Annotated in this window: 12 protein-coding genes; 6 read left to right on the plus strand and 6 right to left on the minus strand. The window is 59.0% G+C overall.

The window, feature by feature from the left end; all coding sequences use genetic code 11:
- Window positions 1-131 precede the first annotated feature (131 nt).
- From AC1RJ3_RS03525 to AC1RJ3_RS03535, 3 genes are read right to left on the minus strand one after another with little or no spacing between them, the layout of a single operon-like run.
- Window positions 132-674, minus strand: coding sequence for a DUF2937 family protein (locus AC1RJ3_RS03525; RefSeq protein ID WP_054596163.1), 543 nt, complete (start codon window positions 672-674; stop codon window positions 132-134).
- A 13-nt stretch (window positions 675-687) separates the two neighbouring features.
- A complete protein-coding gene (locus AC1RJ3_RS03530) occupies window positions 688-1,464 on the minus strand; it encodes a class II glutamine amidotransferase (protein ID WP_103316226.1) in 777 nt (258 codons plus the stop codon).
- Window positions 1,465-1,496: 32 nt separating this feature from the next.
- Complete coding sequence (locus AC1RJ3_RS03535) at window positions 1,497-1,994, minus strand: hypothetical protein (protein ID WP_054598264.1); 498 nt, start codon at window positions 1,992-1,994, stop codon at window positions 1,497-1,499.
- Between the two features lie 100 nt (window positions 1,995-2,094).
- On the opposite strand from AC1RJ3_RS03535, the gene AC1RJ3_RS03540 reads away from it, so the two are divergent.
- Window positions 2,095-4,149 carry a S9 family peptidase gene (locus AC1RJ3_RS03540; RefSeq protein ID WP_493077501.1) on the plus strand — a complete coding sequence of 685 codons (2,055 nt, stop codon included), beginning with the start codon at window positions 2,095-2,097 and terminating at the stop codon, window positions 4,147-4,149.
- A gap of 116 nt (window positions 4,150-4,265) precedes the next feature.
- On the plus strand, window positions 4,266-4,739 hold the full coding sequence (locus AC1RJ3_RS03545; protein WP_054598263.1) for a cyclic nucleotide-binding domain-containing protein: 474 nt from the start codon (window positions 4,266-4,268) through the stop codon (window positions 4,737-4,739).
- Here AC1RJ3_RS03545 and AC1RJ3_RS03550 read toward each other — a convergent pair.
- Window positions 4,736-5,026, minus strand: a complete 291-nt coding sequence (locus AC1RJ3_RS03550) for a hypothetical protein (RefSeq protein ID WP_054598262.1) — start codon at window positions 5,024-5,026, stop codon at window positions 4,736-4,738. The genes AC1RJ3_RS03545 and AC1RJ3_RS03550 overlap by 4 nt on opposite strands.
- Window positions 5,027-5,144: 118 nt before the next feature.
- On the opposite strand from AC1RJ3_RS03550, the gene AC1RJ3_RS03555 reads away from it, so the two are divergent.
- From AC1RJ3_RS03555 to AC1RJ3_RS03570, 4 genes are all read left to right on the plus strand, one after another.
- On the plus strand, window positions 5,145-5,831 hold the full coding sequence (locus AC1RJ3_RS03555) for a spermidine synthase (RefSeq protein WP_103316224.1): 687 nt from the start codon (window positions 5,145-5,147) through the stop codon (window positions 5,829-5,831).
- Window positions 5,832-5,880: 49 nt separating this feature from the next.
- Window positions 5,881-6,255 (plus strand): YajD family HNH nuclease, encoded by a 375-nt coding sequence (locus tag AC1RJ3_RS03560; RefSeq protein ID WP_054596159.1) that lies wholly within the window; start codon window positions 5,881-5,883, stop codon window positions 6,253-6,255.
- Window positions 6,256-6,406: 151 nt separating this feature from the next.
- Window positions 6,407-7,090: a response regulator transcription factor gene (locus tag AC1RJ3_RS03565; protein ID WP_103316223.1), complete on the plus strand. Its 684-nt coding sequence runs from the start codon at window positions 6,407-6,409 to the stop codon at window positions 7,088-7,090.
- A complete protein-coding gene (locus AC1RJ3_RS03570) occupies window positions 7,068-8,447 on the plus strand; it encodes a sensor histidine kinase (RefSeq protein ID WP_493077505.1) in 1,380 nt (459 codons plus the stop codon). Before AC1RJ3_RS03565 ends, AC1RJ3_RS03570 begins: the two co-directional genes overlap by 23 nt.
- A 73-nt stretch (window positions 8,448-8,520) precedes the next feature.
- On the opposite strand, the gene AC1RJ3_RS03575 is transcribed toward AC1RJ3_RS03570, so the two are convergent.
- Entirely contained in the window at window positions 8,521-8,931 is a 411-nt protein-coding gene (locus tag AC1RJ3_RS03575; RefSeq protein ID WP_054596156.1) for a PA0061/PA0062 family lipoprotein, read from the minus strand.
- 77 nt (window positions 8,932-9,008) lie between these two features.
- The gene (locus AC1RJ3_RS03580; protein ID WP_103316221.1) at window positions 9,009-9,413 is read right to left on the minus strand and encodes a PA0061/PA0062 family lipoprotein; all 405 of its coding nucleotides are present in this window, start codon (window positions 9,411-9,413) and stop codon (window positions 9,009-9,011) included.
- Between the last annotated feature and the right edge of the window lie 111 nt (window positions 9,414-9,524).

The raw sequence follows: 9,524 nt of genomic DNA on the forward strand, positions 1-9,524 counted from the left end.
GCCGTAGGAGTCGGTTCCGGTTTCGGGGGATCGAGATCGAGGGCTTGCGCAGATGCTGTAGGAGCACGGCTTGCCGGCGATGGCGATCTCAAGGACGCCATCGCCGGCAAGCCGTGCTCCTACGAAGGGTGTTACAAACCGCGCAAATCACGCTCTTCGATCGGCCGGCTCTGGCGCAGGCGCTTGCCGCCCAACACCACCCAGTCGATCAGGCGGAACAGGCATTCCAGACCGAACGACAGCAACATCGCCCCGCTCAGCCCCCAGCCCATGGCTTCAGGTGTCAGCAACAGCTGGTAGCTGTAGCCATTCCAGGTTTCCTTGCGTATATCCGGGTCAGCCGCCAACACCACCTGCAAGAAGCGGATGTACCACGGGCCTTGCATGGCCTGGAATTGCTTGTCCAGCGCCAATTGGCGAGTGAGCAAGGTGCTCAGGCTGTCGGCATCGCTGCGAAACACCGGGTCGTCACTGGCACGGTAATGAGCAACCAATGCTTGCAGATCGCCCTTGAAGAACTGCTCGGCGGTGCCTTGAAAACCCCGCAAGCCGGTCTGCGCTTCGATCAGGTGCGCCTCGACCCGCTTGGCGTAGTCGTTGATGAAACCCGGCACCTGCACACCCACCAACAGGCCGATCGCAAACAACACCAGCCGCAAATAACTGAGCAACATAGAAAGGTGTTCCTTATTCGGTCTTGCCCTGGCTGACGCATTCACCGCGTCGCCACAGGCTCCATTGGCCCGGTTCGTAACGGGTCCAGGTTTCGTTTTCGGTCAGGGGTTCGGTGGCAATGACCGTCACCACATCGTTGGGCGTGGTTTCGGCCTGGAAGTCGACGATGACGTCCGCATCCTTCAAGCGTGCCGGACCAAACGGCGCGCGTCGGGTGATGTGCGCCAATTTGCTTGAGCAATAACAGAACAGCCAGTCGCCGTCGCTCAACAGGCAATTGAACACACCTTTGCTGCGGTATTCGGCGCACGCCGCCACCAGGCTCGGTAGCAACTGCTCGACTTCAACCGGCTCCGGGAAGGCTTCACGCACTCGGTTGAGTACATCGCAGAACGCCGCTTCACTGTCGGTGTCGCCGATTGGCCGGTAAAAACTGGTGGTTGGCTGAAAGTCGGCGAGTTGGCCGTTATGCGCGAAGCACCAGTTGCGGCCCCACAACTCACGCACGAACGGGTGAGTGTTGGACAGGCAGACCTTGCCGACGTTGGCCTGGCGGATATGCCCGATCACCACTTCGCTTTTGATCGGATAGCGCTGTACCAACTGCGCGACTTCGGACTCACAACTCGCCGCCGGGTCCTGAAACAAGCGCAGGCCACGGCCCTCATAGAACCCGATACCCCAACCGTCCCGGTGCGGGCCAGTTCGACCGCCTCGCTGCATCAGCCCGGTGAAGCTGAACACGATATCGGTCGGTACATTGGCGCTCATGCCCAATAATTCACACATGCCTGGACTCTCGCTTCAATGCCGGGGCAACGTCAAAGACGGGGTTCAACTCGCGAACGCTGGGGGTTGCTCGGAACCGGCGGACGACCATAACGATCGTCACCAGCACCGCCAAAGGGCTGGTCATCATCCGGATCGGCAGCCTTGGCAGCGGCTTTCGCGGCGGCCTCCCGCTCCTTGCGAGCATTGGCGGCGCGCTCGATGGGAAAGCGGATCAACGCGAAGATCAGGTAAATGCCGAAAGCGATCATGCTGTACATGACCAGGTCGGAGATCGCGCGCCAGATGTTGTTACCGACCTTGAACAGCAGGTCCAGGGCAGTAATGGCGATGGCCGGGGCGAATTTTTCCTTCACCGGGTCGATAATGGTCGGGCTGAACAACAGCACGACCATGAGCAGACGCAGTGGCTCGCGCAACCAGCGCCACATCCAGCGGGTCAGCCGCATCCACACCAACAGGCAGCCTAAAGCGGCAAAGGCGTAAAGGCCCCAAGCGATCAGATAGTCGTTCTCGGTCATGGTGTCCATGGCAAGGCAGGCAAAGAGGCGCTTATGATAACGGCTTTTCACCGATCAGGCTGCCCCGCTGTCTGTGAAGCCATTTTTACATTACGCCCGAGAGTCCTTCATGCCCCTATCCGCCCACGTTTGCAGCGCCCCGATTGCCCACAAGGCCGACGGCGATGACCCATACGCCTGGCTGCAGGAGCGCGACAGCGCACAGGTGCTCGACTACCTCAAGGCTGAAAACAGCTATCAGGAAGTACAACTGGCCGACCAGGCCGAGCTGCGGGAAACCCTGTTCAACGAAATAAAAAGCCGGATTCTCGAAACCGACCTGTCGCTGCCGTCCCCGTGGGGGCCTTACCTGTATTACACCCGCACCGTCGCCGGTGACGAATATGCCCGGCATTACCGCTGCCCGCGTCCGGCCGACGACAGCCTGCTGGTCGACGAAAGCCAGGAACAGCTGCTGCTCGACCCCAATGTGCTGGCCAATGGCGGTTTTTTTTCGCTGGGCGCCTTCAGCATCAGCCCGGACCACCAGCGCCTGGCCTACAGCCTCGATACCAGCGGTGAAGAGATTTACACGCTGTTCGTCAAGGAGCTGTCCAACGGCAAGGTCAGCGAACTGGCATTCGACAATTGCGACGGCAGCATGACCTGGGCCAACGACAGCCTGACGCTGTTTTTCGGCGAGCTGGATGACACCCATCGCCCACACAAGCTGTTTCGCTATCGTCTTGACGGTACCGCCGCTGAAGAAGTCTTCCATGAAGCGGACGGACGGTTTTTCCTGCACTGCTACCGTTCAAGCTCCGAACGCCAGTTGCTGCTGTCGCTGGGCAGCAAAACCACCAGCGAAGTCTGGGTGCTCGATGCGTCGCAGCCACAGCAGGCCTTCACCTGCCTGGCACCACGGGTTGAAGATCACGAGTACGACGTCGACCACGGCAAGCTCGACGATCAATGGACCTGGCTGATTCGCAGCAACCGCGACGGCATCAACTTTGCGCTGTATCAGGCTGCCGACACCGGGGTTGCGCCAACCGAAAGCGACTGGCAAAACCTGATCCCTCACAGCGACACGGTGATGCTTGACGGCATGAGCCTGAATGCCTCGGCCATGACCCTGAGCCTGCGTGAAGGCGGCTTGCCGATCATCGAAGTTCACCCACAAGGCCTGCCTGCTTACCGCGTGCAACTGCCAGACGCGGCCTACAGCCTGCATGTGCAAAACAGCCTGGAGTTTGCCAGCGACAAGATCCGTCTGCGTTACGAGGCATTGAATCGCCCGGCGCAGATTCGCCAGCTCACCCTCGCCAGCGGCGAACAGAAAGTCCTCAAGGAAACCCAGGTGCTCGGCCCTTTCGACGCCGATGCCTACGTCAGTCAGCGCCTGTGGGCGACCGCGCCCGATGGCACACAGGTGCCGATCAGCCTGGTGGTCAAACGTGAAATGCTCGGCAAGCCAACGCCGCTTTACCTTTACGGCTACGGCGCCTACGGCGAAAGCCTCGACCCGTGGTTCTCCCATGCGCGCCTGAGCCTGCTCGATCGCGGCATGGCCTTCGCCATCGCCCACGTGCGCGGCGGCGGTGAGCTGGGCGAAGCCTGGTATCGCGCTGGCAAGCAGGAACACAAGCAGAACACCTTCAACGACTTCATCGCCTGCGCCGAACACCTGATCGCCAACGGCTTCACTACCTCAAAACAACTGGCCATCAGCGGCGGCAGTGCCGGCGGATTACTGATCGGCGCGGTGCTCAACCAGCGCCCGGAACTGTTTGCGGCGGCGATTGCCGAGGTGCCGTTCGTCGACGTGCTCAACACCATGCTCGATCCGGACTTGCCGCTGACCGTCACCGAATACGACGAATGGGGCAATCCTGAAGAGCTGGCAGTTTATGATCGGATCAAGGCATACGCGCCGTACGAAAACGTCGGCGCTCACGCCTATCCGGCAACCCTGGTGATCGCCGGCTACAACGACAGCCGCGTGCAGTATTGGGAAGCGGCCAAGTGGGTGGCCAAGTTGCGAGCGACCAAATCCGACAATAATCTGTTGCTGCTCAAGACCGAACTGGGTGCCGGTCATGGCGGGATGAGCGGGCGTTATCAAGGATTACGTGACGTAGCCCTCGAATACGCATTTGTTTTCAAGGTATTGGGAATCGCCTGAGGAACTCTGTAAGGCGTATGAGTCTTAAATGTGGGAGCAGGCTCGCTCCCACAAGGGATTGGCAATTACCCACAAAGCCCGAACCGGCAACAGACACACAAAAAGACTGTGATGACATGTCAGAACCGACCCTGTTGAACAAAGAAATTCGCGACTGGCTGATGGACTGCGGCCTGTTCGATCAACTGCAACTGGCCGATTTCACGGCGGCTGCCGGCTACTTCAGCATCAGCACCATCGCCGAGGGCCAGGAGATCTTCCACGAAGGTGATGCCGGCAGCTTCATGTGCATCATTCACTCGGGTCAGGTGGCGGTGCAGAAAACCAATAGCGACGGCAAGCCGGTGACGATCGCAACGCTGCGCAGCGGCCGGGCATTCGGCGAAATGGCCGTCCTCGATGGCGAACGGCGCTCGGCCAGTTGCGTGGCGGCGAGCAATTGCCAACTGCTCAACCTGGGCAAGGACTCGCTGGAAAAGATGCTCAACGACGCACCGAAAATCGCCGCGAAGATCATCCGTGCCATTGCCGTGTCGCTGTCCAAACGCCTGCGCATGGCCGACGGCCAATTGCTCTCGCAACAGATTTAACCGCCGGGAGATTTGTTTTTTTGCTGAATCTGCTCAAGCCCCGGCAAGGTCTGGTCCTTGGGCGGGTTGGGCATTTCGATCGGTGGCAACAACGGTTCACCGCCGCTACTGCTGCCGACCTTGGGTACAGTGGTCGGGGTAATCTGCGGGTATGGCGTAGGGGTTGCGGTGCCGGGTGAACCGGGGGCCGCTGACGGTGCAACAGGGACCGTTTGCAACTCTTGCGCCTGCGCTGCACTTATCGAGAGCGCGGCCAACACAATGACCGTTAGAATGGTGCACTTCATCAATGGCTCCGTTGCCCTTGCTTGTGACCTTAAGGCTACTCCCAACCGCGCAAGATTGCCCTTCTCAATGCCGGTTTCTCCTCCTTGATGCCAGTTTCCCTCCTTTAAAGAGAGCCCCATGAAACGTTTCGTTCTGCTCGACACCACCCCGATCCCCGAAAACGGCGGTGCCCTGTGCCTGTTCGAGTATGGCGAAGATTTCGTCATCAAGATCCAGGGCGGTGACGGCGGACAATTGATGAACACCCGCATGCACGGTTCCGAAGACGCCTTGGCCGAGATTCCTTGCCGCAAGGTCGCCGGCCGGCCGAATTCACGGGTGCTGATTGGTGGCCTCGGCATGGGGTTCACCCTCGCTTCGGCGCTCAAGCACCTGGGCAAGACCGCTGAAGTGGTGGTCGCCGAACTGGTACCAGGGGTGGTCGAGTGGAACCACGGGCCGCTGGGCGAAAAGTCCGGGCGACCGCTGCTCGACCCGCGCACGGTGATCCGCATGGATGACGTGGCCAAGGTCCTGCAGGCCGAGCCGCAAGGTTTCGACGCGATCATGCTCGACGTCGATAACGGCCCCGAAGGCCTGACCCAGAAAGCCAACAGCTGGCTGTACTCGGCCGGCGGCCTGAGCGCCTGCGCCAAGGCCCTGCGCCCCAAAGGCGTGCTCGCCGTATGGTCGGCCAGCGCTGACCGGCAATTTTCCGACAAATTGAAAAAAGCCGGCTTCAAGTCCGAAGAAGTGCAAGTCTTCGCCCACGGCAACAAAGGCACCCGACACACGATCTGGATTGCCGAGAAGCTCAAGGGCTGAGCTAAACTTGCCTCATAACCTCATTAGTCTTTTTTACAAAGGTGAACCCATGAGTTCGTCAACGCCTCCCTCCAACACGGCCAAACTGGACCGCATCCTCGCCGACGCCCAGCGCGACCGTGAAATGGGTTACCGCGACAAGGCCCTGAAGATGTACCCGCACGTCTGCGGACGCTGTGCCCGCGAGTTCTCCGGCAAGCGCCTGAGCGAGCTGACCGTGCACCACCGCGACCACAACCACGACAATAACCCGCAGGACGGCTCCAACTGGGAGCTGCTGTGCCTGTACTGCCACGACAACGAACACTCGCGCTACACCGACCAGCAGTACTTCGGCGACGGCTCGCTGAGCACGCCGAAAATCGCCAAGGCAACGCATAACCCGTTCGCCGCATTGGCCGGGTTGATGAAAAAAGACGACTGACGTGCAAAGTCCCGAACGTCATCGGAATTTTTCAAATTCGGTACCTACCGCAAGCTGCTTGTATTCAACATGAAACTTTCATCAGAAAGTCTGGCAACTTTTATTGGCAAAATTGGACACCCGGTAATGATCTTTTCATTAGGTAACCGAAATGTCCCGTATTTTGACGATAGAAGACGATGCCGTGACGGCCAGGGAAATTGCAACCGAGTTGCAAAGCCACGGATTTGAAGTGGATTGGGTGGACAATGGCCGTGAAGGCCTGGTGAGTGCCGTCAGTGGCAATTACGACCTGATCACGCTCGACCGCATGCTCCCCGAGCTTGATGGCCTGGCCATTGTCACCACGCTGCGTGCCATCGGCGTGGTGACACCGATTCTGATGATCAGTGCCCTCTCCGATATTGACGAACGCGTACGCGGCTTGCGCGCAGGTGGCGACGATTACCTGTCCAAGCCGTTCGCCACCGATGAGATGGCAGCGCGTGTCGAAGTGCTGCTACGGCGTAAAAGCCCGGTCGGAAAGTTCGAAACCACCCTCAAAGTCGCCGACCTGGAACTCAATCTGATCAGCCACGAAGCCAATCGTGCCGGTCAGCCGCTGAGTCTGTTGCCTACCGAGTACAAACTGCTCGAATTCATGATGCGCAATCCGGGACAAGTTCTCTCGCGGATGATGATTTTCGAAGAAGTATGGGGTTATCACTTCGACCCGGGAACCAACCTGATCGACGTGCATATCGGGCGCCTGCGCAAGAAGATCGATCCTCCCGGCCTGACTCCCTTGATCCGGACGATGCGAGGCTCGGGCTATGTCATTGCTGACCCCCTCTAAAGGCTGGAGCTCTTCGACCAGTCGCTTGCTGGCGCTCTACAGTACGTTGTTCGTGATCTGGAGCGGTGTCCTGATGGGCGGACTCTATTACGAAGTTTCCGGCTACATGAACCGTCTGGCCAAACACTCGTTGATGCAGCGCCAACACCTGCTCTCGCGTTTTCAAGGCGATCAACTGATCGAAGCGCTGACCACCAGCATGCAGTTCGATATGCCGAACGTGGATGCCTTTGGGGTATTCGACAGGCAAAAAAAACCGCTGAACGGAGCGATCCGGAAAATCCCTGCACAACTGCCGCTGGACGGTCATATTCACGAATTGAACAGTTGCGTAGATTCCGACGATCCGGCGCTGCCGCAGTCCAGTTGTTATGCCATCGCAACCCACATCCAGAATGACCGCTGGCTGGTACTGGTTCGGGATAACGGTTCATTACTCGCCGTCACCCTGATCATTTGGCATGCGCTGCTCTGGGGTATTTCCTTGACCATCATTCCCGGTATCGCGGCCTGGCAACTGTTGCGCCGCCGCCCACTGCTGCGGATTCGAGCGATTCAGGCCAGTGCGCAATCCATTGTCGCCGGCAAACTGACCCAGCGCCTGCCGCTGTCGGATCGACGCGACGAACTGGATATGCTCGCGGCTATCGCCAATGCCATGCTGGAACGCATCGAGCGGTTGCTGAATGAAGTCAAAGGTACATGCGACAACATTGCGCATGACTTGCGCACACCCCTCACCCATATACGGACACAGCTCTACCGTATTCAACAACAGGCCAGTGAAGGTTCGCCGCAGGCCTTGCAAATGAACAAGGTCATTGCCGAAGCCGATACGTTGATGGCGCGCTTTCGCGGCCTGCTGCGCATCTCTGAACTGGAAGATCATCAGCGTCGCTCCGCGTTCATCCAGTTCGATCCAATGACGTTGTTGAAGGAGGTTCATGACTTCTATTCGCCGCTTGCCGAGGAGCGCCAACTCACCCTGCTGTTGCAGCTACCACAATCGCTGCCGTCCCTGGACGGCGACCGGGCATTGCTGTTCGAAGCGCTGGCCAACCTGCTGAGCAATGCGATCAAGTTCACACCGCACGGCGGTGAGGTCATCCTCAAGGCCGTCAGTCATGATGGCAGCACACGGATCGAAGTGTTGGACTCCGGCCCGGGAATTCCTCCCGCTGAACGAGAGGCGGTATTCCAGCGGTTCTATCGCTGCGACAGCACTCACCAGCAGAACGGCTTCGGACTGGGGCTATCGATTGTTGCAGCGATCATCGATCTGCACGGGTTCAGACTGGAGGTCGGAACCCGTGAGCATGGAGGCGCGCGGCTGATTCTGGATTGTCGTTCCGGTTAGATCCGGTTCGGGCAAAGTCTTAGTGCGCCGACCTTGCCAGTTGCAGTAGCGCACGACGGCCCCCTGGAAGGGTTTACCCCGGCATGCATCTAAAGTCGCCAGTCTGCGCGACTTGCTGGCCGTGGGAGTCCTCCAGACGTGCACTGACTTCCTGCCCCAGGCTCGACTCCACCAGTGTGTAGTGTTCGCCCGCCTTGAATTGGTTGTAACGGACCTCGCCTTGGCAGTCCTGCTGGTTCGAGTCACCACTCGGGATCTCGAACAGCGTCACGGCCAGATCATGAGCACCGGGGGTCACTTCGAAAAAGCGTCCGTCATCGATACGTTTGCCATCCACCCGTTCTGCCAGCATGTCATTGGGCGCCTCATCCCGAAGCCCGATCCAGGCCATGCCCGGATCAGGTTTTGGCATCGGACCGGCACAGGCGGACAACAGACAGGCCACGCTCAGGCCAGGAATCAGCAGCAGTTGTTTAAGTGTCATCGAATGACTCTCTCTCATGTAAAAAACACAGACCCCGGCATGCCTGAAGGTCAATCAGCAATCGTTGAAAAGCCGGCCTACAAACACTTGAAGCGGTCGCTTTGCGCGACTTGCTTGCCGTGGGAATCGACCAGGCGGGCGCTGGCGGACTGCCCCTCGCTCGACGTATTTATCTGGTAATGCTCACCTGCCTGAAAGCCGCTGTATTGAAGATGCCCCATGCAAGTGGGCTCAACCGAGTTGCCATCTGCCCCGGTCAGCAGCGTCATCTGCAGACGATGAGCGCCAGGCTTGACCTCGAAATAGCGACCATCGTCGACTCGCCGGCCATCAACCCGATCCGCCAGCAAACTGCTGCTCGAGGGTTGTTGCAGAGCAATCCAGGCATCGCTCGGATCGGACTTGGGGACCGGCCCCGCACAGGCAGACAACAGGCAGGCCAGGCCAAGACCTGGAATCAGTAACAGGGGTTTGAATGTCATTGAAAAAAACCTCGCAAATGACAGCCGATGTCGTCGTCAGGGTTGAAAGCAGCCCATCGGCTTGAGCATCAGAGTGACGAGACAGGCAGGTGCAGACAAATGAATCCAGGT

This window comes from Pseudomonas sp. GW822-FHT04C11, assembly GCF_058800905.1.

What these genes read in the sequence shown, in the direction of transcription:
- AC1RJ3_RS03570 (WP_493077505.1), top strand. Translation starts at nt 7,068, where the DNA reads ATGTCATTGCTGACCCCCTCTAAAGGCTGGAGCTCTTCGACCAGTCGC.
- AC1RJ3_RS03580 (WP_103316221.1), bottom strand. Translation starts at nt 9,413, where the DNA reads ATGACATTCAAACCCCTGTTACTGATTCCAGGTCTTGGCCTGGCCTGC.
- AC1RJ3_RS03540 (WP_493077501.1), top strand. Translation starts at nt 2,095, where the DNA reads ATGCCCCTATCCGCCCACGTTTGCAGCGCCCCGATTGCCCACAAGGCC.
- AC1RJ3_RS03560 (WP_054596159.1), top strand. Translation starts at nt 5,881, where the DNA reads ATGAGTTCGTCAACGCCTCCCTCCAACACGGCCAAACTGGACCGCATC.
- AC1RJ3_RS03525 (WP_054596163.1), bottom strand. Translation starts at nt 674, where the DNA reads ATGTTGCTCAGTTATTTGCGGCTGGTGTTGTTTGCGATCGGCCTGTTG.
- AC1RJ3_RS03530 (WP_103316226.1), bottom strand. Translation starts at nt 1,464, where the DNA reads ATGTGTGAATTATTGGGCATGAGCGCCAATGTACCGACCGATATCGTG.
- AC1RJ3_RS03565 (WP_103316223.1), top strand. Translation starts at nt 6,407, where the DNA reads ATGTCCCGTATTTTGACGATAGAAGACGATGCCGTGACGGCCAGGGAA.
- AC1RJ3_RS03550 (WP_054598262.1), bottom strand. Translation starts at nt 5,026, where the DNA reads ATGAAGTGCACCATTCTAACGGTCATTGTGTTGGCCGCGCTCTCGATA.
- AC1RJ3_RS03545 (WP_054598263.1), top strand. Translation starts at nt 4,266, where the DNA reads ATGTCAGAACCGACCCTGTTGAACAAAGAAATTCGCGACTGGCTGATG.
- AC1RJ3_RS03575 (WP_054596156.1), bottom strand. Translation starts at nt 8,931, where the DNA reads ATGACACTTAAACAACTGCTGCTGATTCCTGGCCTGAGCGTGGCCTGT.
- AC1RJ3_RS03555 (WP_103316224.1), top strand. Translation starts at nt 5,145, where the DNA reads ATGAAACGTTTCGTTCTGCTCGACACCACCCCGATCCCCGAAAACGGC.
- AC1RJ3_RS03535 (WP_054598264.1), bottom strand. Translation starts at nt 1,994, where the DNA reads ATGGACACCATGACCGAGAACGACTATCTGATCGCTTGGGGCCTTTAC.